This window comes from Bartonella sp. LB28NMGDW, from assembly GCF_042194435.1.
Classification (GTDB): Bacteria; Pseudomonadota; Alphaproteobacteria; order Rhizobiales; family Rhizobiaceae; genus Bartonella; species Bartonella grahamii.
Genome location: NZ_JBHIMX010000008.1, coordinates 25,024 through 50,690 on the forward strand (window position 1 = coordinate 25,024; position 25,667 = coordinate 50,690).

Genomic DNA, 25,667 nt, shown 5'->3' on the forward strand with positions numbered 1-25,667 from the left:
TGTTGGGAAATGGAGGAAGATGTTTGAAGGGGGAATTAAGACCGTTAAAGCTTGTTTAGACGTATTGGGACACGTGTTTAGACGTATTGGGACACGTGTGTTCTGGGAGCTTTTGTGTTGCGTGTTAAGGGGGGGCATTATTTTACTCATGAAAGAGCAAATGCTTTTTTATTGCGGTGACCATGATGCGCGTTATGTTTTCCTTCTTGGGGGGGAGCGTTTTGCGGGAAATTTTTTAGCCGATATGAGAAGCCGATATGAGACAGGGGGGGTATGAAGAAAAGAGCCTATATGTGAGAAATTGTGGGCGCTTTGCGAAGGGAAAAGCTGTTGGCTGAGTTTCATTGGGGAATTGAGAAACTTGCGGGGGGGGATGTTGAGGGGGGCAGTTTTTGTGTTTTCGGGGGCACAATACTTGAAGGATGCATTGAAGGATGCTGTCGCTTTTAGTCTGTGTGAGGGACACTGCTTAAACAGGAATACAGCTTAAAAAATGTGAATGTTTCAAAGAGAATATATTGCAAAAAAAACTTTAAAGGTGAAGGGGAGAAATACTATGCCAATCATTATCGATTGTGTTCAGGGAACAGAAGAATGGATGAAAGTGCGTAATGGTTTGATTACGGCTTCTTTGTTTGAGATGGTTATGGCACAAAAAAAACAGGGGCAAAAAACTTCACGATATCATAGTGTGATGATGAAATTGGCGGGAGAAAGAATTACAGGAAAAACCGTTGAGGAAGGAACAACAGTTTCTCAGCGACGCGGGACAGAATTAGAACCAATCGCACGACAGCTCTATGCAAAACTTACGCATACAGAACCTGAATGTATTGGCTTTGTTTTGGCAGATGATCGCGGACAAGGATTTTCTCCCGATGCTTTTGTGGGAGAAAATGGCTTATTAGAAATTAAAACAAAAAAACCTGAAATTTTGATCCCTCATTTCATGCAAAAGACTTTTCCAGCAGAACATAAAGCACAATGTCAAGGAGGGTTATGGATTTCTCAACGCGAATGGGTGGATTTAATGCTCTATTGGCCTGATATGCCACCTTTGATTAAACGTGCTTATCGTGATGAAGCGTATATTTACAAGCTGGAAAATGAAATTAGCCGTTTTAATGAGGCTTTGGAGAAGATGGTACAGCAAATTAAGTGTGTTGAGACAGGTTTTAGTATAAGGACAGAAATTGCTCTGAAGGAAAGGAAAAACAGAGAGCGGGGAGCGAATGCAAAGCGTCTGTTGGTGGGAAACACAAGAATGAGGCGGGCAAGAAAGGGATCTGTACAGCGTTGAGGAGGGGTAAAGTTTTATAAAAAGGAAAGAGCAGAGGGGGAAAAGCAAAGTGGGGTGTTTGAGGAAAGCGCAAGGAGGGAGCTTGGAATGAATATGAAAGCATGTTGGAAAATGGAGGGAGATGTTTGAAGGGGGAATTAAGACCGTTAAAGCTTATTTAGGCGTATTGAGCACCTTGTTGTTCTGGGAGCTTTTATGTTGAGTGTTAGGGAGGCACCAATAAATAAGGCAAGAGCTTTTCTTACTGAGAGAGTGCTGCGTATGATATTTTCGTTGATGGAGGATTCAATGGAGGTGATTGGTGTTTGCAGAAAAAGAGGAGAGGGGTAAGAGAAGAATAAACAAAAGAAGAATAAAATGGTGCTGCGAGAGAGGATTGAACTCTCGACCTCTCCCTTACCAAGGGAGTGCTCTACCACTGAGCTACCGCAGCCCCTTTTCAATCTTTGCGCTGTCTTGTGCCATATTGTCAGAAAATAGGCAAGAGAACATTTGTATATTCTTGCAAGAAAACGTATCTTATGTCATGACATATGTTTCTTATACGCTTGAATATTTAAGGTTATGAGTTGCTTGGATAGAAGCTCAACACTGTTTAAAAGGTTGCGCAATGACACAAATGCATCAAAAACAAAAACAAAATGAAATGAATCATCAAGATGAAAAAGCAAAACGACGTCAAGAAAGATTGGCGCAACAATTGCGTCAAAACCTGAAACGTCGAAAAGAGCAAAGCCGACAAAGAGCGCAAACAGAGCTCTAAAATGCAAAAAAATGTTTTTTAGTGAAGCTTTGCAACCAAACTTCTCAATAATTTGTTCTCATATTTAGAATGCGTTCTAAAACGATTAATAAAGCATAACTTCTCGAAGGGGGAAAAACCTTTGGAAGGGCAGGCACAAAGGAAAAGAGGGAAAACACGATGGATTCTATTCAAATTATTGGGGGAAAAAAACTTAAAGGAACAATTCCTATCTCAGGGGCAAAAAATGCTGCATTGCCTCTTATGATTGCGGCGCTTTTGACAGAAGAAACGCTCACTTTAGAAAATATTCCTCATCTGGCTGATGTCGAACTGCTTATTCGTATCCTCAATAATCATGGTGTTGGATATGCCGTTGATGGACAAGAGTTTAACGATGAGTGTGTGAATTCAAGAACAATTCATTTTACTGCGCAAAAAATAGCGACAACACGGGCGCCCTACGAACTGGTGAAAAAAATGCGCGCAAGCTTTTGGGTTATCGGACCTCTCCTTGCACGATGCTTAGAGGCTTATGTTTCGCTTCCTGGAGGATGCGCTATCGGAACCAGACCTGTCGATTTTATCCTTGAGGGGCTCAAAACTTTAGGCGCACAGATTACGATCGAAAATGGATATGTTCATGCAAAAGCGCCAAGGGGGTTAAAAGGTGCTCACTATCGTTTCCCTAAAGTTACTGTTGGTGGAACCCATGTAATGCTTATGGCGGCGACATTGGCAAAGGGAACAACCTTTCTTGAGAATGCAGCTTGTGAACCAGAAGTGGCAAATCTTATTCGAACTTTGAATGCTATGGGGGCTCAAATAACTGGTGAGGGAACAACAACGCTTACAATTGAAGGGGTTAAAAAACTTAAAGGAACAAAAATACGCGTTATTGCTGATCGAATCGAAGCGGGGACATATGCAATGGCTGTTGCTATGACAGGAGGCGATGTCTTTCTTAAAAATGCAAATCCTAATCACCTCACAAAAGTGCTTAAGGTGCTCCAAAAAACAGGGCTCGAGATTCAAATAGAACCTCAAGGAATTCATGTTAAGCGAAATCCAAAGAACACCAAAATTATGCCTGTTGATATTAAAACAGGACCTTATCCTGCTTTTCCAACCGATCTCCAAGCGCAATTCATGGCGCTCATGACACGGGCTGAAGGCATTGCGCATATTACAGAGACGATTTTCGAAAATCGTTTTATGCATGTTCAAGAACTCAATCGTTTAGGGGCTTCGATAAAGCTTGATGGGCAAACGGCAACCGTTTATGGAACAGAGAATTTGCAAGGGGCTCCCGTTATGGCGACGGATTTGCGCGCTTCTGTTTCTCTTGTGATTGCAGCATTGGCAGCAAAGGGGGAAACAATCGTTAATCGTGTCTATCATCTTGATCGTGGATTTGAGAGATTAGAGGAAAAATTAGTCCGTTGTGGCGCAAAAATCCAACGCATCACAGTGTAATTCTCTTCAAAGGTATTCGGTCTCCCTTTAAGGGGCTTGATCTCAGACAACAAGGGTTGTTAATCCTCTCAATAAACGCGGGGCTCTCATGGTTTTGGAGTTTTTACGAGTTGGCATAAGCGTTTGAGAGGCGGGTGGGGCTTCATAAAACAAACAAATAGAGACTTGTATCATTGTTCTCAGTGTCGTTTACGGCGCTTATGACACGGGGTTGAGGGAACCACGCATATTACAGAGACGGTTTTCGAAAATCGTTTCATGCATGTTCAAGAACTCAATCGCTTGAGAGTGCAGATAAAGTGCCATGGGCGAGAGGGCAACTATCTCATGGAACAGAGAATTTGGAACAGAGAATTTGGAAGGGGCTCCCGTTATGGCGACGGTTTTGTATTTGCGCGCTTGTTGTTTCTTTTGTATTTGTGTTCGTTGTATTATCATTGTCAAAGCAAAGTATTAAAGAATATATATTCAAAATGATAGTAAATATTCACAGTATTTATTGTTTTTTAATATAAAAATATGGTAATAAAATAATTTATGTACTTTTATAGTATTTATAATTATTCAAGGAAAATAAAATGAAGAAGACTTTTAAATTATTGAGTGCTTTATTGATTATGATTGGATGTTATCAAGCTCAATTGCCTCAAACGATTGCAGGTACATGGAAAAAGTCTGGTGCAAATCAACTTGAAAAAAAAGTTCTTTATGATGACCCTGAAGATTTTCAGAATGACCCCGCTTATATAGAATGGTGTATAGTACATGACAAGAATCCGGAGTGTAATCCTTTAAAATCTCGCAATCCATGGAAGTTTAGTAGAACTCTTGGGCACGGGTATTGATGAAAAGGGCGATGTAATTTCTTTAATTGATGAAAAAATGAATATGGAAAACCTATAAAAGACGACCATAACAAAAAAGTCGCTTCATTCTTTAAAAGCTGAGGATGGCATTGTTAATGGGGTGCCGATAAAGTGCCCATGGACTAGAAGGAAATGCATCTCATAAAACAGAGTAGGGGTGCTCGTCATGACGCCTGATTTGTACGCTTTTTCTTGTCTTTGTTTTTCTTCCGCTTTAAAGGATGCATATTCCTGACTTAAGGGCTGTTTTGTAAAAAGTTCGGATTCTGTTGGCGCGGTTTGACCTACTCCTGACTACTCCATGTGGTTCACTTTAAAAAGGCTCTACGGGATAAGTCATGCCCATTTATTACACACTCTAAAAAAACACTTAAATATGTGAAGTTTTACATGCCTTATATCACGGCTCTAAACAACGATGTTTTACGGAAAAATATGATAAACCGCGCTTTTTTTCAGTGAACACTAATGCGTATTGTTATTGGGGGGCTCTGTTAAGAAGCCGATACAGTGTCGTAAAAGAGTTAAGTAAGAAATTTAAATAGCGCGTGAAGCATCAAAGAAACTTTGGAAAAATTTTTGAAAAAATTAGTTTAGGGGCGCTTTTTATAAAAGCCCGTCTTAGAGAGGCAGATAAGTCTTTCATCTGAAGATGGTTTGCTTGACGTTTCGAAACTTGATAAAAATTCAAAAAATATAAAAATTTCGAAAAAAATAGGAAGAGAAGCTTTTTCTGATATGCGGGGGGAAAATGGTTAATAAATTAGACAAAAAACAGATTATATTTTTAGTATTGCCATTCATATTTTCAATCATTGTAGCTTTTTTGGTCAATATAACGATCAATAACATTACAGAAAATGGAACGACGCCTGATGCTTATTGGTTTGTAAGATCAAAGCCACTGGATATTTTAATCCTTATTGCACTTTCATGTTCTTCATTCATCTTATTACAAAAAAGGCATACCAGAAAAAATATCACTATTTCGTCCATGATCATCTTTGGTTTGTTTGCAACTTATTATAGTGCAAATGAATATATCAGACTCAGTCCCTATGTAGGTCAAAATAATATGACATGGGCGGATGTTTTTCCTTTCTTTGATAGGATGGTTTTAGGGGGTGTTGTTATTGGCATTGTTATCCTTGGTTACACGATAAAACGATCATTACCTAAAGCTTCACCTTTGAAAAATTCAAAAAATACAATCTTTGGTGGTGTTCAATGGATGAGTATGAAACGCCTTGAAAAGATTTTTCCAAGTGATGGCGAAGTCGTCATAGGAGAGCGCTATAGAGTCGACGAAGATGTTGTTAAAGATGTCAAATTTGATCCTAAAGACAAAACAACATGGGGAAAAGGTGGTAGACAGCCATTGTTAACATACAAACTTAATTTTGATTCAACTCATATGTTATTTTTCGCTGGTTCTGGTAGTTATAAAACAGCCAGTAATGTTATTCCAACTTGTCTCAAATATTCCGGTCCACTGGTCGTTTTTGACCCTTCAACTGAAATCGCTCCAATGGTAAAAAAACAAGGCAGCTGTCAAACAGAAAAGTATACGTTCTTGACCCTCATGGTTCTTCAACAAAAACTTTTAACCCTTTAGATTGGCTATTAGATGAAAATCTCCCCCTTTATGAAAGAGAAGCGGGTGTGGTTGAAGTTGCTAGACTCCTTCTTTCTGAAAACGACAAATCAACTTCGACTGATCAATTTTTTGTATTACAAGCACATAATTTGTTAACAGGGCTTCTTGCGCATATTGTCTTTTCTGATGAATACGCAGTAAAGGAAAAAAACTTAAAAACCCTTCACACGATCATGTCAATGCCAGAACCCTCTGTGATTGGAAAATTGCAATCTATACGATCAAATTCTTCATCGCAATTTATTCGTGAAACCCTTGGCGTTTTTACAAACATGGCTGAACAAACTTTCTCAGGTGTCTATGCTACTGCTGCAAAAGATATACAATGGCTTTCACTCTCTAACTATGCAGATCTTATTAGTGGTCATGATTTTAAAACTACCGATATAACAAAGGGAAATATTGATATTTTTCTAAATATCCCCTCAAAAATTTTAAAATCTTATCCAGGTGTTGGGCGTATCCTTGTTGGCTCTTTTCTCAGAGCTATGGAAGCTGCTAATGGTAATTATGCAAAAAGAGCGCTCTTTATTTTAGATAATGCTGATCTTTTAGGATATATGAACATTTTAGAAGAAGCACGTGATCATGGACACAAATATGGTATATCTCTCATGCTTTTTTACAAGTCTGTAGAGCAAATAGAACGCTATTTCGGTTCGTCAGGCGTTATGACATGGTTTGAAAATTGTGCTTTTGTAAGCTATGCCGCAATAAAAGATATTAAAACTGCTGAAAATATATCTAAGGCATGTGGTCAAATGACCATTGAAGTGAAAGATTCAAGCAAACCTCTAGGAGGGTTCCATACAAGAGGGTCAGAAAATATAAACACCCAGCATAGACCTTTAATATATCCACATGAAATAACACGAAACATGCGAAAAGACGAACAGATTATTCTTATGCAAGGGCAACCACCTATCCGTTGTGGACGCTCTATCTATTTTAGACGTAAGGATTTAACAGCTCTTACTAATGAAAATAGCTTTTCTTCTTAATAAAGCACTTGTTTTTTAGTTAAAATGAATAAAATATTGTTGTATTTTGGGATGATATAATTAGAGATAAATTATTTTTATAGTACATTTTTATAGTACAGTGGCTTGAAAATGGGAGAGTCATGAGCAGTCTTTCTGCTAAGAAAACAAAACACCAAAGAAGAAAGATTAGATGCAAAACAGAGCATTGCTTCAACTATAATGCGTGGGGGTGTTCAAGATAATACGTAGAATATTCGTTTGGATATTTAAAACAATACGTAGAATGTTGGCTGTGATATTTAAAAGGTTGCTTTACGCAATCTTCCTTATTTTATTATTCATTCGTAAACCAGTTTTTGCCTTCTTAAACTTCTTTGCTGGTGGCTTGGCTTTATTCCTATTTTTTCTTTTTTTCGGATACACAGCAGGAGCTGCACCCTATGAACACCAAACAGCAATGGTCATTGGTGGTATCATCATGATATTTCTTTGCTTGTTTGCTCATGATGCCTATGAAAGGTTTTTACTACGTCTAGCATCTCTTGATTATGATCTTATACTTATTTCAATAAATAGAGCTCACTTCGTTCACACATAATTTAATCAAAAATGAGAGGTTATCTGCCTCTGATAAAAATACAAATAAAGACTGTTTTTAAATTTTATTGCCAATTTCCTGAAATTACTTTATTGTAAGCGAATGTTTTGGTCGTCTACGCAGCGATCAACAGGGAATGAAAGACCCGAAACTTGAGACACGTATTTATCCAGCTTTATGGATATCCCGGATTTCCGGGAGCTTTTGTTATGTCCAGGTGCGTTCTAGCACTAAAAGTAAAAAAAGCTGATTCGAACTCAGTACTTTCAGACTCCCGGAATACGCATAAGAGGCGCTCGCAACCGGCAGGGGAGCTTGAAGTGAAAGATAAAAATCCACACTTTAACGACATTTCGATAGGCAGAAAAATTCGCTTTAAAAGAACAATGATCGGGATGTCGCAAAAGCAATTAGGAAGCCAGTTAGGTGTGACTTTTCAACAAATCCAAAAATATGAAAAAGGCTCTAATCGTATAGGGGCGGGGCGTTTACAAGAAATTGCTGATATTCTCAATGTTCCCATTTCTTTTTTCTATACGGATCTCTCGACAAAGGAAAACGTCTCAACTTGTGATGATGAGATCGGAAGTAAAGAAGAGCAAGTCCTTTTGAAAAGTTTTAGAGAGCTTAAACCTAAAAAGCAGAAGGCAATTTTAAGATTAATTTTTTGTTAGAATAAAGAAAAAATTAAAGAGGCTCTTGCTAAATAATAAATTATTCTATAAACCCTTTTTTAGAGAAGGGGGTTAGCATTTCTCCTCCCCCCCCCGCAGAAATGTCCAAATAGAACCTCCTTCTCGTCATTTTAAAAATCATGAAAATTTGGACCTTTTCCCTTTTTAAAGAGTGACTTATTTGTGTTAGAAAAGTTGCTGTGTTAGGCAAATTGGAGGGCACGGCGTTTTTAGGGATTTGGGAGGGGCTTGAAAAGTCATCTTGCCAAAAAGAGTTCTCAAAAGGAAACATTGGAGAGCAATCATCCAAAGGGCGCCCAGTGGAGAGCGATCATCAAAGGGGGCGGCTTAAAAGAAGCTACCAAAAATCTGGAACTTCAGGCTTTAAATGAGGACCAATCCGTACTGCCGAGACCTTTTCTGCTAAACCTGTGCGGTCTGAAATCTCAACCGCTAAACCACAAAGGGTGGCGGGACCACATGCCGGTTCAAAACGATCTTGCTTCGTCTTATAAAGAAAACGGTGTAAGGGTTCTTCTTTATCCATTCCAAGAGAGGAGTTATAATCTCCACACATGCCTGCATCTGTTAAATAGGCGCTCCCACCTTCTAAGATTTGTGCGTCAGCCGTGGGAATATGCGTATGCGTGCCAACGATAACACTCACACGACCATCAAGAAAATGGCCAAAACATTGCTTCTCGCTTGTCGTTTCTGCGTGAAAGTCAAAAATAACCGTATCGGCTTGCTCCATCAACGAACAGGCTAAAAGAATATTTTCTGCTGTTTCAAATGGATCTTCTACTTTGCACGGCATAAAAACGTTGCCCAACAGATTGGCGACAAGAACACGGGCTCCATTTTTTGCTGTAAAAATACCTACACCTCTTCCAGGAGTTTCTTTCGAAAAATTGGCAGGGCGTAAAAAACGATCACTCTCATGGGCATACTGCAATGCTTCTTTGTGAGAAAAAGCATGATTGCCCGTGGTCACAACATCAACACCGGTCATCAAAAGATCTTGATACGTTTCTTGTGTGAGACCAAAACCACCAGAGGCATTCTCACCATTTACCACAACAAAATCAAGCTGCCACTTCTTAATCAGTTGAGGAAGGTGTTCAAAAACAGCTTTACAGCCTGTGTTACCAACAATGTCACCTAAAAATAAAAAACGCATAGGCGCTTTAATCACATTTTAACATTTTAAGAAACCTTTTTCTGTAAAAATCCCCTGTACCTGTAGATCATGTTCTGCTGCGCGAATAGAGGAAACCTCCTGACATGAAAATCCTATGCCCCATAATGTTATTTGATGTCCTTGTTTTTCAAGAGCTTCAACCGCACGGTCATAATATCCTCCTCCATAGCCAAGACGGTGACATTGACGATCAAATGCAGAAAGCGGAACAATAATATTATTGGGGACAACAACGCTACTGTCTGCACTTGGACCAAAGGTGCCAAAACGCATGGGCTCTAAAATCGTGTTGGGCGAAAATGCACGGAAAACCATGGTGGTGGAATCAAGCACTGCTGGTAAGGCTAAACGTCCGCCGCGTAACGCTACAGCATCCAGTAAAGGACGCGGGTCAATTTCCGATTTAATGGGCCAATAGCCTGCTAAAATGAGCTGTGAAAAATTTGTCCCCTTTTTTTCAAGGTATTCAATAAAGTGGCAACAAGCACGCTGCGAAAAGAGTGCCCGCTCTTCTGTTAAAAGAGCATCACGACGCGATAAACCGCTTTTTCGCTGCTGTGTACGAAGGGATAAAGCCGATTCACAGAGGGGATTATGTGTCATTGTCTCGCCAATTGTTTTATAAGATGCTGGTATTTTATCCATTGTTGGCGTTTTGTAAATCTCTGTTATGATAAGAGCTGTGCTCATGAAAAAATGTGCGCTCTTATGGTAGGGTATCTTGATACGACAAGCTGCTTTTGCGCTGCTTGCTGTGCAAAGGGATGAAGCAGATTCACAGAGGGATTATTTTTGTAAGTGCTGTCTGTTTTATAAAATAAAGCTCAACGTAATTTTTATTTCTTGAAAAGAGCATATCGTCATTGGTCTTATGTAAAAGGACGCTCTCAATTTTTATCTGGAAAAATTTTGATGTAAAAAAGGGTGATCCACAACAGCCGATGGAAAAAGCTGATCCCGGGAACCTATACAAATAGGTGGGCGCCATATGAAAAAGCCCACGGGCTTGATCAGGGACAGCTCCCTTGGAGATCATTAAGGTCTCAGGAATACGTTATTTCCTGTCGAGAAGCGCAGAACACCCTCCTTAATATAAAACAATTTCAGAGTTTCTGCTAGAGATAAAATAACTACAATCTCTTATTTTTCATAAAGTTTTTTCAGGATGATTCTATAACCTTGCGGGCGGCTGCTAGAAATGGCTGTATGATATATAGAACGCGTTATTCAAAGTAAAAAAAGCAAAAAATATGAGTGGGGGTGGGTGATTGAGTGAGGCATAACGGTTTATTGGCAATCGCTTGATTTTTATGTTTCGGGGGAATGTTTGGAGGAGCTTTGAAGGGAGATATTTCTTATTCAAGGATGTTTGTTAACTGACGTTGCGTCTTTGAAGTTTTTGCCTCGTGGGGAATATTTCAGTGCTGTTTTATCAACTTTGAGGGCAAATTGTGAACGCTTTTCGTTTCTATGATTTTCTAAGTGTAAAAAGGTATCTCCAATCATGGGGTGAAGGCTATGAGAGTGTTCGTGAAGAGCGAAATATAGTAAAAGATAAATATTTTTTGTCTTTAGAATGAAGTAAACACAATAAAGAGGTGATAAAATCTAAAGAGGGAGGAAACATGAGACTTATCAACTTTAGAAAATTATATACTTTTACTTTCAAGGCGACAATTAAAGAACCTGTTAAGCCCTATATGGTTTCAATTGTTAATGTTGAAGATCTAACAGATATCACTGTTTTTACAATAAACGATGGTGATCCTGTTAGACTTTTTTTAGAATTTGTGAAAAAAATAGAAAACAGTACAAGATTTTATGCTTATAACCTAAACTATGATTATGCTATTATTCGATCATGGTGTCATTTTAATCAAAATGATCTTATAACACCTAAATTTTATGATTTTATCTCGCAAAAGGATAGAGTTCTTAGATCGGAACTTGCATTTCAATCAAATAAATCAAAAAGAGTTTATCTATTCGATTCATTAGAGTTATTTTTAGTTCCTTTACAAGACATAATAACAGCTTTTACCGATTTAAAACAAAGTGAATCTTCTCTCTTTGAGTGCATTGATGATGTTATTATTCATCAAAATGATATCGACTGCTGTGTGAATGAAAGCAAGGGATTAGCCATTGCTCTCAAAAAAAGACTCCAATGGGGAAGAAATAAAATGACTTTTGCAGCTGATGCTAAAGCTGTATGGTCAGAAAAAATGTTTAAAAAATTTACAAAAATTAAAGCAGAAACATATTTATTCCCATCTTTAGAAGAAGGTGATGATTATATTTTTAGAAAAGCAAATGACGGTGGTTTTTGTTTTTTTAATAGATATATGGGTAAATTCATAAATAAAGAAATTGAAATTTATGATGTCAATAGTATGGGCCCTGCTATGATGTTAAAACAATTACCTATAGGGGCACCTCTTTATAAAAAAGGTAAAATTGAAACTAATGACTTACACCCTCTAGGTCTTCAAAGATTTTATATAAACTCAGCAGAATTAAGAGAAAACAAAATACCTATTTTAAATAATAACACACAATCATCATCTGGGGGTGTTGAATATTTACAAATTTTATCTGAATACGAATGTGAACATAAAAAAATATTCATGTTAACATTACAAGAATTTGAATTGTTTAAACAATCTTATCACTACCAAAATTTGGAATTATTAGATGGTTATCTCTTTCAAGCAAGAGATGACCTTTTTACTGATTATATTGATGAATTTTTTGAATTGAAAAATTCTTCAGATAAAACAATCAGCAGAATAGGAAAAATGTTTCTTAATTCATTATGTGGAAAAATGGCTGAACGTCCTCATAGAATTAAAACATATATCGAATTTGAAAATGATGTTCTTAGATTTATTTGGGGTGAAACAATATTCCAAAAATGTGGTTATTTGCCAATTTCTTTATTTGCTGGAAGCTATGCTCGTATGTTTTTAATTGAGTCTATTTACAAAATTGGACTTGAAAATTTTATCTATTGTGACACTGATAGTATCCATTGTTTCAAAACTGAAAATGCTAAAAAATTAGATATTCATCCCTCTAAAATAGGGGCTTGGAAATTAGAAAATAAAAAGAAAATTATAGCAGCTAAATATTTAGCTCGTCGTCGGTATTGTTTGCAATTTGAAGATAATACTTTTCAAGCCGTTTGTCCATATATACCTTCTGACAAATTAACGCCTCACATCAAGTCATTGGATGATTTTCAACTTGGTAAAAGCGTTAAAATGACAGGTTTTAAAATGGGTGTTGGTGGTCTATACCCAATAGAAAGATTTGTTTCAATTTAAAGGAAAATAGGAAAGTGACTATACTGGGAGATGAAAACGTGCATGGAAAGGCGTGAGGGTATCAAATTTTATCCTGTTATGGCGTAACATACTGTTATTTACTGGCAATATAAGGTTGCTATCCTTGATAGGTTCAATGTTTTAATGTGTGTGGTCAATGTCCTTAAGTTTAAGAAAATCCCATATGTGGGAAACCAAGAGAAGTCTACTAGAATTCGGATTGTTTACAGTCCGAAGCGGGTTAAGAGACTTCGTGCTTTAAGGTGTGGGGAGGATATTCATTGGCAATCGCTTGATTTTTATGTTTCGCGGGAATACTTGGGGGAGCTTTGAAGGGGAATATTTTTTATTCAAGGATGTTTGTTAACTGACGTTGCGTCTTTGAAATTTTTGCCTCGTGGGGAATATTTCAGTGCTGTTTTATCAACTTTGAGGGGGGAGGAGAGCCGATACGGTATGTGCTGCTATGGTTGAAGCTCATAAAAATAAAAAAAAGGCGATAATAGTTTATCAAAGGGCTCAGCGATGTTTTAAGTTTTTTTTCAAAAAATATTTTTTGAGGATCGTGTTTACAAAATTTTTTTTGTCCATGATGGAGAGATGTGAAAAAAGAGGCGGTGTGAAGAGGACTCAAGCGTGAAGCGTTTGCTTGCTAGGAGAAGAAATTCTTTAAGGGGTATATTGGAAGTGTTTGGACGCTTCCTTTAATACAAAAAAGCTCAAAATTCAAAAAAGATATTGTCAATTGCGTGGGGTGGGGTCAATTGCGTGCGGGGTGTTTGAGGGCGTGGTTATGAGCAGGGGGCTTTGAGTTTATTGAGTGGAATGTAAAGCTGGCTTGCGTCTTATCCAAGTTTGAAAGGATGCGTAAAGCATCTCGTTCTTGAATGGTTTCAAAGAGCTTGTGGTGATTGTTCGTCTAACAGAGCTTGTACGCGCTTTTGAATTCTGCGCATTTGTGGGTAATATTCTAATGCGGTTTCATAGGCTTTAAGAGCCAGTTTTGGACGCTCTGTTGCTTCCATGGTAACGCCAAGTTCAAAAAAAGCTATATAGTTGCGCGGCTCAAGTTCAAGAGCATGGTTGAGATCAAGCATGGCAAGCTTGAAATCGTTTAGTTGAATGTGAATCCAAGCACGTCTTACCCAAGCTTCAGCGTGAGTAGGTAAAAGTGCAATAGCATTATCAATATAATCAAGTGCAAGTCCATAATCGTCGCTACTGATTGCATTTTCAGCCCATGACATTAAAAGATCAATCGTCTCACTCCCCGATTGGGACCACAAATGTTGAAGTTGTTGACTGATCTTTTTTGCTTGAGAAACATCAGCACAATATTTCAACTCTTTCAGTAAACGTAAAATTTCGGCTTCTTTGCGTTGCTTAACTCTGTCAATATGGGAAAGCTGCTCTTTGTCAAGATCTTCAAGAATAACCGCAGACAAATCAGAATCGGAGGGCGTTGAGGAAGGGGGAGGAGAATTGGGAATAAGATCATCTAAGGGTAAAAGCGATTGTGGAGAAGGCCGATCTTCAGGAAGCGAAGGAGGATTTTGCCCATAGCTCGAGGGAACAAAACAAAATATGCCAACAAAAAAAAGAAAAAAAACGCGACTGAAAATACAGAAAAAACGCGACTGAAAAAATCGAAAGGTTTTTAAAAAAATAGAAGAATCCATAAAAACAAGCCCCCAAAAGATAAATCACCAAATATTATCAAATACTAGACTTGTAATCAACGAACTTATAACCAACCGACTCGTAACCCAAAAAATCTTAAGAAAAAATTTTTAAGCCTACAAAAAGTAGGCATAAAAACATTAACCAAAAGAATTAGCCTTGACGCGCTCTAAAACGAGGGTTCGTCTTATTAAGAATATAAATACGACCCTTACGACGCACCAAACGATTGTTACGGTGGCGCTCCTTTAGTGCTTTAAGCGAATTTTTAATTTTCATCATATTCACCGTTAAACAGTTTACGTAACACAATACTATGATACAACATTAAAACAACTATGATATAACATTAAAACACAAAAATACAACACCACAACCCCAATACACTGTTCACTCAATGAACATTGCATTGCGATATTGTACTTGCATCATAACATCACACGATACACTTTTTCACTGTGATCACAAAAAGAAAAACGCACCCTTAAGGTACGCATTAACACACTTCATTAGCACAACGAATAAGTGAAAATTGCAAAAAAAGTAAGGGAGATTTAACAAGAAGTCTTATTCTTGTCAAGGGTGTATTATACATTTCCTATGGTGGGTTAATGGTTTCCTTGAAGGTAAAAATATTCTCGCAAAAGAAGGACAAAGAGTGGAAAAAAGTAAAAGCCTTTTCAGCTTTAAACAAATAAGCTCTGTCAAGGGGGTGTTGAAAGGTCAGGAGCGCTGTTGAGCCGTTGGATTGTTGATTGGTGTGGTTTTTGAGGGTGGGGGGTATGGAGGAGAAGGAGCTTGTAGGAGGGCGTGAAGCCCTGCTAGGGGGCAAATTAAAAGGATTGGGGCGGGGGGCGGCGCGCTTTGAGCCGCTGGATATCGGTGTGAGGGGAGAGGTTGTTTTTCAGTTCATTGAGGGGAAAAGCATTTGTATATATGTGGGTTTAAAATTTGCTAGCTGGTCCCATTAATTGGATGACATGCCCCATTTTGCGGTAGGGTTGAACAGTGCTTTTGCCATATAAATGGATCGAGGTGCGCTCTTGCTTCAGAAAATATTTTAACGTGCTTAAATTTTTCCCAAGAAGATTTGTCATTTGGCAATCGCTATGGCGGTATGTGCTGCCCAATGGAAGACTGCAAATAGCACGGATATGCTGTTCAAATTGTGAAGTTATGCATGCTTTTTGTGTCCAATGACCAGAATTATGGACACGCGGCGCGAGTTCATTTACTAAAAGATGACCATCCGTTAAGACAAAAAACTCAATACAAAGAACACCAACATAATCGAGGGCATCCATGACTGTTAGGCTGATTTCTTGGGCTGCTTTTTGCACGTCAAGTGGAATATGTGATGGAACAAAGGATTTATGAAGAATTCCGTTTTTGTGTTGGTTTTCAGGGCAATCATAAAAAATATGTTCTCCTTGTTTTGTGCGAGCCGAGAGAACTGAAATTTCCGATAAAAAAGGAACTATCTCTTCCAAAATACAAGGCTGCTCCTGAAAAGTCCTTAAGGCTTCGTCAAGGGTTTGTTCATTGGGGTGGTCAAGCTTGATCTGGTTTTTTCCGTCATAACCAAAACGACGCGTTTTTAAAAGACCACGTCCGCCTAAGGCATCGAGCGCGGAAAGAAGAGAAGAAGAATTGTCAACAGCATACCATGAGGCGGTGCCAATCCTTTGATCACGCAAAAATTGCTTCTCAAAAAGTCGATCTTGCGTGATCTCTAATGCTTTGGAAGAAGGATAAACAGGCTTACTCTTCTCTACATATTGAACCGTTTGAAGCGAAAGATTTTCAAATTCATAGCTGACAACATCACACTGAGAAATAAAATGATCTAAAGCTGATGTATCGTCATAGGAGGCAACAATATGGCTGTTTGCTGTTTGAGCGGCTGGGCAATCGGCCTCAGGGCAAAAAATAACTGTTCGAAATCCTAATTCTGCGGCCGCTATGGCGAGCATCCGTGCTAACTGTCCGCCGCCGATTAAACCAATGACGCTGCCTGGAGGTAACATGTTAGGTGAGAGGGTGTTGGGTGAGGGGGGCGTGTTGGAAAACGGTGCCATTTTAACCCTCCGTTACAGGCGTTTTGGCGACATTAGCTGTTTGTTGTTGACGCCAATCTTGTAATCGTTGGGCGAGATCATGATCATAAATGGCCATAACGGCTGCGGCTAAAAGTGCTGCATTAATTGCACCTGCTTTGCCAATTGCTAATGTGCCAACGGGTATCCCTGCTGGCATTTGCACAATTGAAAGCAAAGAATCTTGACCAGAAAGAGAATGAGAATGCACTGGAACGCCAAAAACAGGAAGAGGCGTAAGGGCTGCTAGCATACCAGGAAGATGCGCTGCGCCCCCTGCACCGGCGATTAAAACTTTAAACCCTGCTTCTTTTGCTTCTTTTGCAAATTGATAAAGGCGTTCAGGGGTTCGGTGTGCTGAGACAATATGCGAACTATGAGAAATACCAAGATTTGTCAAAATATCTGCGCTATGGCACATCGTTTGCCAATCCGATTGGCTCCCCATTAAAATCGCGACATCACATGATTTTTTCATCATTCACCATCCTTTTCAAAGGTTCAATGCGATTCTTTATCATTATTTTTTTTAAAGTTTTATATTCTCTTTGCAAAGCCAATTGATGACAGAGAAACAGTTATTTTTCAAATAAGATGGAAAGCTAAAAATTTAAAGGGGGATCTCGAGAGAGGAAAAATTAAAGTATTGAAGGTTATGAAGCACTTCTTTTGAGGGGGAGGGATGAATTTTGAGGGGAAGTGTTAAGGGGTGGTGTTGGACCTATGAGGCTGTTGAGCTGCGGAATTGCTGTTTATTTAAGGTAAGAGGAAAAAATACATCGGGGGAAAGGCATTGATTGTAAGTTTTTTTAAAAATGTTTCATTTTTATTTGCCAAAATAAACATGGTCACCATATATTATGAAATCTGCTGCAATTTGAAAAATTGCTCATGAGAAAAAGAGATTTTTATGGCGAAAATGCGTTGCAAAGTGAGGATATTCTTTGAGAAAAAAGAGATATCGATCTCTTAATTTCAAAGGCTATTTATTTTGCTGTTCAAGTGGTTATTTTAATTGAGTGGGGGGATGTGCTCTTTGTAATCGTTGATATATTTTAATAATAGCTGATATAAAGGGAAGCGAATAATCAGCGCTTTTGTGCTTTTGTTGAGATGTGTTTCTTAGCGATTATATGGTTCTTTGTTTTTTCACTTAGATAGTATGACAAGAAAAGTGAATGACGAATTGTGAATAATAAATCCATGGTCTCTTTTTTGCCCAATTTTGTAATAATGGTGGAAGCTGAAATAAATTAAGAGTTAAACACCGGATGTAAAGGAGATTTAAAGCTATGTTTTTTCCATTTTTAATCGCTTTAGGTACTGCAATAACGACTATGTATGGCAAAAAAAATATAAGTTATGCTCTGTGGGCAGTTTTATTCGTTGTCATTCTTCTCACTTTCAATCATCACGCAACTTCTACTTTAAATTTATCTTTTTGAGAGAATAGCCATGGAACATGTTGAACAAAAAAATCCTCACTTCGTCATCTTTATGAATACGCTAGGACTCATTGGGTTATCCATTGTCTTGGTGGTGGCTTTTTATTATCAATTGGTAAAGTTTGAGTTACCGTGTCCCCTTTGTTTGCTGCAGCGCGTTGGATTGATGCTAGCAGGTTGTGGGTTCTTGCTCAATATTCACTATAAGGTGAAAAATACCCATTATGGTATGGTTATTCTCGGTTGTATGGTAACGAGTGCCGTTGCAGCACGGCAAGTGTTTTTGCATATAACACCTGATGATTTGGGATATGGTTCAACGTTCTTTGGATTGCATTTTTATACTTGGGCTTTCATTATTTCTGTCCTTTGTATCTTTGCTGTCACATTTGTCATGATTTTAGGCGAATTGGCACACAAGTTCAAAGAATTTTCTCCTTTTCCATTTTTGAGTAAAACGGCAAGTTTTTTATTTGTGTTTTTGATTGCGGCAAATTTGATTTCTACCATACTGGAATGTGGTGGCGGACAATGTGCCGATGATCCTGTAAGGTATGAATTGTTATCAAATTGGTTCCCTTCATAGTCTTGAAATTTTTTAATAATCCCTCATCATGGTTTTATTGTTAAAGAGGCGGAAATATTTAAAAGTCCGCTTCTTTTTTATTGACTGGGAAGACATTTCAGCAAGCTTTTCGATAATCTGATCTTTTATGCCAACGCTGCCTTTTATGAGCGCTTGCGATTGGTATTTTTTTAGCGAAGACCTGCTCTGTGAACCTTTTATACGGTCTTTTGAGGGAGATGAAGGGATTGGTCGGAGGCGTTTATAGGGCAGCCCCAAATTGTTGAGCCGCGTGGGTTAAAAAATTCGTTTTTTAAAGGTGCATTAACGATAAAATTTTTTTCCTCTTGATTTTTCTTAACGTTGTGTTAAATAAACCTTTGTATTCATTTTTGATGCTTCTGAAGTATCTTTGCTGCTTTTAGAGGGATTAATTTAAAATTTTGAAAATTATCTGAATAATTTTCTACAGGGGTTTGTTTATTAGAGGCAAACCTTTTTTTTTATCTAATTTTTAGATGTTTTTTCAATGTGAAGCCTTTTTTAGAAAAAGGTAAGCATCTTGATGATGACTCTCCTATTTGTTAATATATTGATTTATAATGAAATCATTTTCAACGTGAAGCACAACGCTGAATAGAATAAGATTTTCTCATCATCAGTTCTCTTATATTGAATCAATTAAAATTACTTGCTTGCACATCATGAGCGGGCGGGCCATGTGGGTCAAAACTTTACAAGAAAGGCATAACTTTAATGAATTGGCTCTTGAACTGAAGGCTGTCGGCAACATTAGAAGCTGGCAGAATTTTTGTGATAGTGCCGGTTTTGTTCCTGCATAAGCGTAAAGATAAGGAGGGTTGAATGGATTTTATTCCCTTCATGGGGGCTTTACCATGCCTTTATGGATAGCGTTTGCGAAATGGGTGTGACGAGCGTTGAGAGATCTGTCTTTAAAACAAGCGTGTGAATATGCAACGCAAGTATCGTGTGTTTTGTGCGTTTTGTCTTACGAAAAAATACTGACTTATAAGGATAAGTTATCGTTGCGAATGTTGAATGAGAAAAACGAAAAGGTTCTCTCATTTCAAATTTTCTTCTAGTCAATCAATTAAATGTACTCTCGTACGTTACAAGAAAGCACTGGGTGTAAATAAAAGTTCTTTTAAAAGTCGTAAAATGCTTCTTATGAACCCTTTTGATAGCTAGAATTTGTCGAAAAATTTTATGTTGGTCAAGGGAAATAATAGGGCGGTTTATATCTATGATTTAAGTAAAAATAGGAGGATTTAAATGAAAAGGGAGGCGAGATTTTAAAGACAGTTGTCGAGAACGTTATTGTGTAATGATTTTTTACAGATTTTCTGATTTCTTTAAATATGTAAAAACATAAAAACGGAAATGTGCAAAAAAGGAAGCTGGGACTTTATGCGTGGTGTGTGATTTTATCATGGCATGGAATGGCATGGCATGTGATGAGAGGAGTGGAGGGAAGATTGGGGTGTGGGGGTGACGCGGTCTATAAAGGGGGGTAAAGCTGGGATGAAGAGGCGGGTGCGTTGATGAGAGAGAAGAGAGGGGGTAGGGAATGGGAATGAACAGATTAGAAGGGGGGGATAAGAGACGGTGGTGCGAAGGGGATGCATGAAGGATGGTGTGAGGAGATAGGCTTGGCTTATGGTCCTTAATGAAGTGGTGTCATTTGAGGGGGTGATCTGGAGTGCGGGGGGGGATCTGAAGTTTATAGGGGGTGTTGGGTAGGTAAGAAGCTGGGTTGTCGAGTATTGTTTTTAGAGTGGTGTGGGGAGGGGTGGAAGTTTCATTTGGTTGCTTTCTGTAAATGTGTAAAAGCGTGAAAACGGAAATGTGCAAAAAAGGAAAAGGCTTTATGTCGTTAGGGGCGTTGTGGTTAATGATACGCAATGTATGGGGATCGTGTTTTCGAAGGTAGGGAGAGCAACATAAATGGAAGGAGTGGCTTAGAGGAAATGTGTGGAGAGAGGAAAAATGGGGCAAGGCTGTATGGGAAATGCATAGAGAGTGGCGTGTGGGGTGGTGAAGCATGTTGTGGAAGGCTGCGTGAAGAATGGAGGAGGTTTTTGAGAAAAGGAGGGGGCTTTTGGTGTGGGGAGTGGTGTTTATCTGAAGGGCGCATGTTTAAGGTGTGGAAGGGAGAAGGTGAGGAAAAGTTGGAGGGAGGATGATTGTTTGTAAGTGGTGGAGGATAAGTCAGAGGCGTTGGGAAAATGCTTGAGGGGGAGAAAATTTAGCGTAATTTCTCGTCACTCTGAAATCAAGATCATCATAAAAATTGGAGGAAATGGGTGGGTAAAATTGGTGGAGAGAAAGTTTTGTGCCAAAATGTGTGGGGTGATGTTTTTTGAGCGCATGAGAGAGTAAACTTGAAAAACCTTTCTCTTTTTGTTGAATTTTTATTCACAAACTCAAGAAAATAGGGTATGAACGCTGGAAATAACGCACAGCTTAACAAAAATGTGCACTGTAAAGGAAATGTTTGTTTATGTCAAAAGAAGAAGTTTTAGAATTTTCTGGTATCGTTACTGAACTCTTACCGAACGCAATGTTTCGTGTGAAACTGGAAAATGATCATGAAATTATTGCGCATACTGCTGGTAGAATGCGAAAAAATCGTATTCGCGTGTTGGCAGGTGATAAAATCATGGTGGAAATGACACCTTATGATTTGACAAAAGGGCGCATTACATATCGCTATAAGTAGCTTTAGGGGTGGCTTGTGCTTTTTTGTAAAAGCCATCATATTATTTCTATTATTTTTTAACAGTTTTTAAGCTTGCTTTTCATGAGTGAAAAAAGGGGAGTGTTTGAATGGCCTTGAAAAACTGTAAAATTAATGCGGAAAAAGATCAAGGAGATTAATGGCGCTTAAAAAGGGGCTCTTAAAAGGGAGTGCTTAAAAAGGGGCGCTTAAAGGGGGTCGCGTAAAAGGGGGGTGTTTAAAAGGGGTGAGAGGGAAGTCGATTGTGAAGGGGTGGAAATGAAAAATATAAGAGAGTGGGGGGAAAAACGTTTGGCAGATGCTCTTACAGAAGAAATTCATTTGGTGCTTGCTTCCGCTTCGCCAAGGCGTTTAGCGCTCTTAGCACAAATAGGGATTGATCCTCAGCAGGTTTGTGCAAGCGATATTGATGAAACGCCAAAATTAAAAGAACATCCTGCAAACCTTGCCAAACGTTTGGCAAAAGAAAAAGCCCTGAAAGCCCAAGAAATTTTGCGCTGGTACAATCAGAATGCTCAAGAAGAATTACCTCAACAGAAAATGATTATCTTGGCTGCTGATACGGTGGTGGCTGTGGGGCGCACCATTCTCCCTAAACCAGAGGGTGAAGACGAGGCTTATGAATGTTTGCGATACCTTTCGGGGCGGGCGCATAAGGTCTATGGCGCTATTTGTGCCTTGAATGAAAAGGGGAAAAAAACCGTAAAATTGGTTGAAAGTCGTGTCCGTTTTAGACGCTTAACCCCTGCTGTGATGAAGGCTTACCTTGCTTCAGGAGAATGGCAAGGGAAAGCGGGTGGCTACGCTATTCAGGGAAAAGCCGGTGCTTTTGTTGTCTATATCAGGGGGTCTTATTCCAATGTGGTTGGTTTACCGTTGGCTGAAACAGCCGATCTCTTGACCGCTTATCACTATCCGCTTTTTACGCACTGGGCTGAAGAAACGCATTAGAAAAACTTTAAGGCAAGATCAATGCAAGGTGAAAACCAAAAAAAAGAGAAAAGCCAAAATGAAAAAAAAGGAACAGAAGAAAAACTAATGAAGGAGCAAATGACAAAGGTGCGCCAAGAAAAAAAAGAGCTCAATTTGCAAAAAGAGACTCGCCCTCCGCATCCTTGTCCGATTTGTGGTCAGATGGCACAACAAAACGCCTATCCTTTTTGTTCCACACGGTGCCGAGCCATTGATCTTAATCGTTGGCTTTCTGGCGCTTATATTTTACCGCCCCCGCCGCAGAAAAGTGATGAGGAAGAATAAAGAGTCCTCTTGAGGAGAGAATGCTCAGAGCGTTTTTTGTGTTGGAGCTTAAGGGGGTACGCGGGATTATCGTAAATGGATTCAAGGGTTGGATTAACGGCTTGCTTATTGTCGTCGTTCGTAGAGATGCAGATTAAGTTCAATCAATGGTGGAAGTGTTAATACATATCTAAGACTTAGCACCAGTGGTTCCCATGGATCATTATAAATTGCCTTGTTACAGGAAGGTCGATGGTGCTTTGTTGCGGAAGGTTGCTGATGCCTTTAGGGTATGAGGGAAGAATTGATAGTTCAATTAGTATTGCTAAGGAAAAAGAGGGGGGCATATTTTGGTGCAAAGAGATGGGGTAATAAAAAATCGCTTGTTGGTGCTTTGTTGCGGGAAGGTTGTTGGTGCCTTTAGGGTGTGAGGGAAGAATTAATAGTTCAATCAGTATTGCTAACGAAAAAGAAGGGGCGCGTGTTTTGGTGCAAATAGATGGGGCAGCAAACAATCGCTTGCTGGTGCTTTGTTGCGGAAGGTTGTTGATGTCTTTAGGGTGTGAGGCAAGATTGATCATCCAATCAATATTGCTAAAGTATTGCTAAGGAAAAAGAGGGGTGCGTGTTTTGGTGCAAAGAGATGGGGCAATAAACAATCGCTTGTTGGTGCTTTTGCTGGGTAATGGTATGGTGTCATTTGGGGGCTGGATTGATTATATCGTGATTTTGACCGTATCTGTGTTCACTTGGAAAGCTAATCAATATGATGTCGCTTTTATTGGAGCGGCAACATTATTCCCTGGTATCGTTCTGTCTAAGCCAATTGGAATGTTGGTAAGTCACCGTTCTATGATCCATTGGTTGCGGGCGTCACTGCTGTTACGGGCGCTATGTACTGTCGGTTTATTGCTGGCGACGAGTCTGCAAGGATTTATTATATTGGCAGTTATTCGAGCGACATTCAACAGTGTCGCCATGCCTGCAATTTCCGTTCTTAGTGCAAATTCGGTGCCTGAAAACGGACGGACTCGTTACTATTCTGTGCTTAACATGATCAATAGCATGGCGAAGATGATAGGACCTGCTTTGGGTAGTGCTCTCTCTGCATTTTTGTCAGATACATATACTTTATTGTTTTCTGGATTTCTGACATTGCTAGGCTTTATCGTGTTTTGTTTTATTGGTGCACAACCTGTCTCGTCGCTAAGAATAAAAAAAGCGAATACCACGCAAGCACAGCAGAGGCTTTATGGGACAACTTGGTATGCCTATGTGGCGGTGATATTTGTGTATTTTGCCATGATCTTTATGGTGAATAATCAGTTGCCCGTTATTCTTAGTGTAATGAAAATGAATAAACAAGCTCTTGGGATGTTGGTATCGGCTTCGGCGATTGGTAATTTTCTCTATGGGTTTTGGCGTGTGAAACAATCAAAGCATAAACCCCTTACAGGCAAAATATCGGAGTTGTTAATGCCGGCAATGTCATCAATGATTGGTTTTGTCTTGATCTCTGTGTGCTTTTTTTACTTTGATTTACTCCGTATTGAGACTTTGTTGTTCTGTTTTTTTCTTATTGGAATGGTGAGCGCTTACTTTTCCATATCTTCTAATGTTTATCTGGTAAGCAATTTCAATGAACAGATTGGGGTGGCTTCCGGATGGGTGCAGTCTATACAAAATTTAGCTATGTTGGTGGCGCCCTTTGTTGGAGCGTTTGTTTTAGGTCACACTTCGGCTGGGCAGCTGTTCCTTCTTTCTGGATTGAGTGGATTATTCTGTTTATTGGCTATCAGGATATTGGTGAACCGTTCTTTGTCAATTGTTCGTTCTCAATGATTGGCTCATCAACGAAACATGTATTTTAAATCATTTTTCTGAGATTCAGGGGGCACGGGAATAATCCAGCATCGGGAAGCTTTTTCAACGTTATAGATTCAATTTTTGATTTTTACTTAACCGCTCATACGTTTTTTTTCGGGGCTTTGCCTTCTTGACACTGTTCCACTGTCTCGTAAACTCAATAGGGGGCATGGTTTTGAGCAACAATGTCATTTTTGTGTGACTCTGCTTTGCTACGAATAGTCAAACTTTAAACCCCAGTCGCTGATCCTCAAGCAGCTTGGCTTAAAGCAATAACAGAAACAGAAAACAAGCTATAGCGTGAATTATCCTATCATGCTGTAAAACATCACTCTTTGGGGGGGTATCAGGTATGGGAAATTTTAAGCAGGGGGGGAGGATATATTGATCGTTGCATTTTTGCTTAATCAGAAATTAACCATAAGATTGCTTTTTGTTTTTTCGGCTGGAGCTCTCTAAAATTTTTTAAAAGGGTGTGTTCTTTTTCGCTGTATGTTTCTTGATCATGGTGTGGGGCATGTATTGAAAGATTTTCTTTTGTGGCAAGGTCTGCATAAAAAAAGTTCACGGGAATTTCTAGTTTTTGGGCGATTTCCAGTAAACATTTGGCACTTACACGATTGAAGCCTTTTTCGTATTTTTGGATTTGTTGAAAACTGACGCCTAAATGGCTCCCTAATGCTTTTTGGGAAAGTCCTATTGAAATGCGCCTGTAATGGATTCTTTTGCCTATCAAAATGTCGATAAAATGTGGATTTTTAGTTGGCACTTCAAGCCCCCCCTCCGGTTGCGAGCGCCCTCGCATTGGTATTCCGGGAGTCTGAAAGTACTGAGCTCTAGTCAGCTTTTTGCTTTTAGTGCTTAAAGCACCTGGACATAGCAAAATCTCCCGGAACCCCGGGACACCCACAAGAGTGGGTTCATTTTTACGCTAGAGCTTAGGGCTTTCAGTTCCCTCTTGATCGCTGCGTAGACGACCAAAATTACACTTTAAGTGATAAAGTAATTTCAGAAAATTGGCAAGAAAAATCAATATGTCATAAAACAGTATTGTTTGAGGGATGTGGTGATATCAGGTATGGGAAATTTTAGGCAGGGGGGGAGGATATATTGATCGTTGCATTTTTGCTTAATCAGAAATTAACCATAAGATTGCTTTTTGTTTTTTCGGCTGGAGCTCTCTAAAATTTTTTAAAAG

At 39.0% G+C, this 25,667-nt stretch carries 24 protein-coding genes, 1 tRNA gene, 1 other RNA gene and 3 pseudogenes; 17 read left to right on the forward strand and 12 right to left on the reverse strand.

The features are described 5' to 3' along the window. Together ACFIKG_RS06040 and ACFIKG_RS06045 are read left to right on the forward strand one after the other, a co-directional pair. A partial coding sequence (locus tag ACFIKG_RS06040; protein WP_375651920.1) for a hypothetical protein occupies positions 1-277 on the forward strand: 277 nt, incomplete at its 5' end. Between the two features lie 279 nt (positions 278-556). Continuing rightward, positions 557-1,300 (forward strand): lambda exonuclease family protein, encoded by a 744-nt coding sequence (locus ACFIKG_RS06045; RefSeq protein WP_375625352.1) that lies wholly within the window; start codon positions 557-559, stop codon positions 1,298-1,300. 358 nt (positions 1,301-1,658) lie between these two features. Here ACFIKG_RS06045 and ACFIKG_RS06050 read toward each other — a convergent pair. Continuing rightward, a tRNA-Thr gene (locus tag ACFIKG_RS06050) sits at positions 1,659-1,733 on the reverse strand. Between the two features lie 177 nt (positions 1,734-1,910). Here ACFIKG_RS06050 and ACFIKG_RS06055 point away from each other — a divergent pair. The 6 genes and pseudogenes from ACFIKG_RS06055 (at position 1,911) to ACFIKG_RS06080 (ending at position 8,296) form a co-directional block, all read left to right on the forward strand. Beyond that, a complete protein-coding gene (locus tag ACFIKG_RS06055; protein WP_015856869.1) occupies positions 1,911-2,063 on the forward strand; it encodes a hypothetical protein in 153 nt (50 codons plus the stop codon). A 159-nt stretch (positions 2,064-2,222) separates the two neighbouring features. Beyond that, a complete protein-coding gene (gene murA, locus ACFIKG_RS06060; protein WP_375625353.1) occupies positions 2,223-3,518 on the forward strand; it encodes a UDP-N-acetylglucosamine 1-carboxyvinyltransferase in 1,296 nt (431 codons plus the stop codon). Between the two features lie 188 nt (positions 3,519-3,706). Then, positions 3,707-3,906: pseudogene (locus ACFIKG_RS06065) on the forward strand (UDP-N-acetylglucosamine 1-carboxyvinyltransferase); the annotation flags it as partial. 190 nt (positions 3,907-4,096) lie between these two features. After that, positions 4,097-4,363 (forward strand): hypothetical protein, encoded by a 267-nt coding sequence (locus ACFIKG_RS06070; RefSeq protein WP_375625354.1) that lies wholly within the window; start codon positions 4,097-4,099, stop codon positions 4,361-4,363. A 772-nt stretch (positions 4,364-5,135) separates the two neighbouring features. Beyond that, positions 5,136-7,042 (forward strand): annotated as a pseudogene (gene traG, locus ACFIKG_RS06075) (Ti-type conjugative transfer system protein TraG). Between the two features lie 789 nt (positions 7,043-7,831). Beyond that, positions 7,832-8,296, forward strand: a complete 465-nt coding sequence (locus ACFIKG_RS06080) for a helix-turn-helix domain-containing protein (RefSeq protein ID WP_375651921.1) — start codon at positions 7,832-7,834, stop codon at positions 8,294-8,296. A gap of 358 nt (positions 8,297-8,654) precedes the next feature. Here the strand turns inward: ACFIKG_RS06080 and ACFIKG_RS06085 are convergent, their stop codons facing one another. The 3 genes from ACFIKG_RS06085 to ssrS form a co-directional block, all read right to left on the reverse strand. Beyond that, positions 8,655-9,476 (reverse strand): TIGR00282 family metallophosphoesterase, encoded by an 822-nt coding sequence (locus ACFIKG_RS06085; protein ID WP_375626371.1) that lies wholly within the window; start codon positions 9,474-9,476, stop codon positions 8,655-8,657. 18 nt (positions 9,477-9,494) lie between these two features. Then, positions 9,495-10,100, reverse strand: coding sequence for a 5-formyltetrahydrofolate cyclo-ligase (locus ACFIKG_RS06090; protein WP_375625410.1), 606 nt, complete (start codon positions 10,098-10,100; stop codon positions 9,495-9,497). A 319-nt stretch (positions 10,101-10,419) separates the two neighbouring features. Then, a non-coding RNA gene (gene ssrS / locus ACFIKG_RS06095) (6S RNA) lies at positions 10,420-10,580 on the reverse strand. 542 nt (positions 10,581-11,122) lie between these two features. On the opposite strand from ssrS, the gene ACFIKG_RS06100 reads away from it, so the two are divergent. After that, the gene (locus ACFIKG_RS06100) at positions 11,123-12,823 is read left to right on the forward strand and encodes a DNA polymerase (protein WP_375625360.1); all 1,701 of its coding nucleotides are present in this window, start codon (positions 11,123-11,125) and stop codon (positions 12,821-12,823) included. Positions 12,824-13,716: 893 nt separating this feature from the next. Here ACFIKG_RS06100 and ACFIKG_RS06105 read toward each other — a convergent pair. Further along, entirely contained in the window at positions 13,717-14,502 is a 786-nt protein-coding gene (locus ACFIKG_RS06105) for a tetratricopeptide repeat protein (protein ID WP_375625361.1), read from the reverse strand. Between the two features lie 154 nt (positions 14,503-14,656). Further along, complete coding sequence (gene ykgO / locus ACFIKG_RS06110; RefSeq protein WP_013545486.1) at positions 14,657-14,782, reverse strand: type B 50S ribosomal protein L36; 126 nt, start codon at positions 14,780-14,782, stop codon at positions 14,657-14,659. 503 nt (positions 14,783-15,285) lie between these two features. On the opposite strand from ykgO, the gene ACFIKG_RS06115 reads away from it, so the two are divergent. Continuing rightward, complete coding sequence (locus ACFIKG_RS06115; RefSeq protein ID WP_375626368.1) at positions 15,286-15,474, forward strand: hypothetical protein; 189 nt, start codon at positions 15,286-15,288, stop codon at positions 15,472-15,474. On the opposite strand, the gene ACFIKG_RS06120 is transcribed toward ACFIKG_RS06115, so the two are convergent. Both ACFIKG_RS06120 and purE read right to left on the reverse strand, forming a co-directional pair. Beyond that, on the reverse strand, positions 15,448-16,581 hold the full coding sequence (locus tag ACFIKG_RS06120) for a 5-(carboxyamino)imidazole ribonucleotide synthase (protein ID WP_375651922.1): 1,134 nt from the start codon (positions 16,579-16,581) through the stop codon (positions 15,448-15,450). The genes ACFIKG_RS06115 and ACFIKG_RS06120 overlap by 27 nt on opposite strands. Position 16,582: 1 nt before the next feature. Then, complete coding sequence (gene purE / locus ACFIKG_RS06125) at positions 16,583-17,080, reverse strand: 5-(carboxyamino)imidazole ribonucleotide mutase (RefSeq protein WP_375625365.1); 498 nt, start codon at positions 17,078-17,080, stop codon at positions 16,583-16,585. Between the two features lie 811 nt (positions 17,081-17,891). Between purE and ACFIKG_RS06130 the strand changes: the two genes are divergently transcribed. From ACFIKG_RS06130 to ACFIKG_RS06140, 3 genes are all read left to right on the forward strand, one after another. After that, the gene (locus ACFIKG_RS06130; protein ID WP_375626364.1) at positions 17,892-18,044 is read left to right on the forward strand and encodes a DUF5993 family protein; all 153 of its coding nucleotides are present in this window, start codon (positions 17,892-17,894) and stop codon (positions 18,042-18,044) included. 10 nt (positions 18,045-18,054) lie between these two features. After that, a complete protein-coding gene (locus ACFIKG_RS06135; protein ID WP_375626362.1) occupies positions 18,055-18,630 on the forward strand; it encodes a disulfide bond formation protein B in 576 nt (191 codons plus the stop codon). Between the two features lie 698 nt (positions 18,631-19,328). After that, entirely contained in the window at positions 19,329-19,451 is a 123-nt protein-coding gene (locus ACFIKG_RS06140) for a hypothetical protein (RefSeq protein WP_375626360.1), read from the forward strand. A gap of 49 nt (positions 19,452-19,500) precedes the next feature. Here the strand turns inward: ACFIKG_RS06140 and ACFIKG_RS06145 are convergent, their stop codons facing one another. Next, a complete protein-coding gene (locus ACFIKG_RS06145; RefSeq protein WP_375626358.1) occupies positions 19,501-19,695 on the reverse strand; it encodes a hypothetical protein in 195 nt (64 codons plus the stop codon). A gap of 1,435 nt (positions 19,696-21,130) precedes the next feature. Between ACFIKG_RS06145 and infA the strand changes: the two genes are divergently transcribed. From infA to yacG, 3 genes are all read left to right on the forward strand, one after another. After that, entirely contained in the window at positions 21,131-21,349 is a 219-nt protein-coding gene (infA, locus tag ACFIKG_RS06150; protein WP_004857577.1) for a translation initiation factor IF-1, read from the forward strand. A 276-nt stretch (positions 21,350-21,625) separates the two neighbouring features. After that, complete coding sequence (locus tag ACFIKG_RS06155) at positions 21,626-22,318, forward strand: Maf family nucleotide pyrophosphatase (protein WP_375648872.1); 693 nt, start codon at positions 21,626-21,628, stop codon at positions 22,316-22,318. Between the two features lie 21 nt (positions 22,319-22,339). After that, the gene (gene yacG, locus ACFIKG_RS06160; protein ID WP_375626349.1) at positions 22,340-22,624 is read left to right on the forward strand and encodes a DNA gyrase inhibitor YacG; all 285 of its coding nucleotides are present in this window, start codon (positions 22,340-22,342) and stop codon (positions 22,622-22,624) included. 176 nt (positions 22,625-22,800) lie between these two features. Here yacG and ACFIKG_RS06165 read toward each other — a convergent pair whose 3' ends face one another. Further along, on the reverse strand, positions 22,801-23,184 hold the full coding sequence (locus ACFIKG_RS06165; RefSeq protein ID WP_375651923.1) for a hypothetical protein: 384 nt from the start codon (positions 23,182-23,184) through the stop codon (positions 22,801-22,803). A gap of 52 nt (positions 23,185-23,236) precedes the next feature. Here ACFIKG_RS06165 and ACFIKG_RS06170 point away from each other — a divergent pair, with 52 nt between their 5' ends. Continuing rightward, positions 23,237-24,445 (forward strand): MFS transporter, encoded by a 1,209-nt coding sequence (locus tag ACFIKG_RS06170; RefSeq protein WP_375651940.1) that lies wholly within the window; start codon positions 23,237-23,239, stop codon positions 24,443-24,445. Between the two features lie 427 nt (positions 24,446-24,872). Here ACFIKG_RS06170 and ACFIKG_RS06175 read toward each other — a convergent pair whose 3' ends face one another. Both ACFIKG_RS06175 and ACFIKG_RS06180 read right to left on the reverse strand, forming a co-directional pair. Next, on the reverse strand, positions 24,873-25,238 hold the full coding sequence (locus ACFIKG_RS06175; RefSeq protein ID WP_375651924.1) for a helix-turn-helix domain-containing protein: 366 nt from the start codon (positions 25,236-25,238) through the stop codon (positions 24,873-24,875). A 360-nt stretch (positions 25,239-25,598) separates the two neighbouring features. Then, a pseudogene (locus ACFIKG_RS06180) lies at positions 25,599-25,667 on the reverse strand (transcriptional regulator); the annotation flags it as partial.

Bases quoted from the DNA above. Each gene is read 5' to 3' on its own strand.
- ACFIKG_RS06135 (WP_375626362.1), top strand. From the start codon at position 18,055: ATGGAACATGTTGAACAAAAAAATCCTCACTTCGTCATCTTTATGAAT.
- ACFIKG_RS06145 (WP_375626358.1), bottom strand. From the start codon at position 19,695: ATGAGAGAACCTTTTCGTTTTTCTCATTCAACATTCGCAACGATAACT.
- ACFIKG_RS06045 (WP_375625352.1), top strand. From the start codon at position 557: ATGCCAATCATTATCGATTGTGTTCAGGGAACAGAAGAATGGATGAAA.
- infA (WP_004857577.1), top strand. From the start codon at position 21,131: ATGTCAAAAGAAGAAGTTTTAGAATTTTCTGGTATCGTTACTGAACTC.
- ACFIKG_RS06120 (WP_375651922.1), bottom strand. From the start codon at position 16,581: ATGGCACCGTTTTCCAACACGCCCCCCTCACCCAACACCCTCTCACCT.
- ACFIKG_RS06055 (WP_015856869.1), top strand. From the start codon at position 1,911: ATGACACAAATGCATCAAAAACAAAAACAAAATGAAATGAATCATCAA.
- ACFIKG_RS06140 (WP_375626360.1), top strand. From the start codon at position 19,329: ATGTGGGTCAAAACTTTACAAGAAAGGCATAACTTTAATGAATTGGCT.
- ykgO (WP_013545486.1), bottom strand. From the start codon at position 14,782: ATGAAAATTAAAAATTCGCTTAAAGCACTAAAGGAGCGCCACCGTAAC.
- ACFIKG_RS06090 (WP_375625410.1), bottom strand. From the start codon at position 10,100: ATGACACATAATCCCCTCTGTGAATCGGCTTTATCCCTTCGTACACAG.
- ACFIKG_RS06130 (WP_375626364.1), top strand. From the start codon at position 17,892: ATGTTTTTTCCATTTTTAATCGCTTTAGGTACTGCAATAACGACTATG.
- ACFIKG_RS06085 (WP_375626371.1), bottom strand. From the start codon at position 9,476: ATGCGTTTTTTATTTTTAGGTGACATTGTTGGTAACACAGGCTGTAAA.
- ACFIKG_RS06105 (WP_375625361.1), bottom strand. From the start codon at position 14,502: ATGGATTCTTCTATTTTTTTAAAAACCTTTCGATTTTTTCAGTCGCGT.
- ACFIKG_RS06080 (WP_375651921.1), top strand. From the start codon at position 7,832: ATGTCCAGGTGCGTTCTAGCACTAAAAGTAAAAAAAGCTGATTCGAAC.
- ACFIKG_RS06155 (WP_375648872.1), top strand. From the start codon at position 21,626: ATGAAAAATATAAGAGAGTGGGGGGAAAAACGTTTGGCAGATGCTCTT.
- murA (WP_375625353.1), top strand. From the start codon at position 2,223: ATGGATTCTATTCAAATTATTGGGGGAAAAAAACTTAAAGGAACAATT.
- ACFIKG_RS06070 (WP_375625354.1), top strand. From the start codon at position 4,097: ATGAAGAAGACTTTTAAATTATTGAGTGCTTTATTGATTATGATTGGA.
- ACFIKG_RS06100 (WP_375625360.1), top strand. From the start codon at position 11,123: ATGAGACTTATCAACTTTAGAAAATTATATACTTTTACTTTCAAGGCG.
- ACFIKG_RS06115 (WP_375626368.1), top strand. From the start codon at position 15,286: ATGGAGGAGAAGGAGCTTGTAGGAGGGCGTGAAGCCCTGCTAGGGGGC.
- purE (WP_375625365.1), bottom strand. From the start codon at position 17,080: ATGATGAAAAAATCATGTGATGTCGCGATTTTAATGGGGAGCCAATCG.
- ACFIKG_RS06165 (WP_375651923.1), bottom strand. From the start codon at position 23,184: ATGATCAATCTTGCCTCACACCCTAAAGACATCAACAACCTTCCGCAA.
- yacG (WP_375626349.1), top strand. From the start codon at position 22,340: ATGCAAGGTGAAAACCAAAAAAAAGAGAAAAGCCAAAATGAAAAAAAA.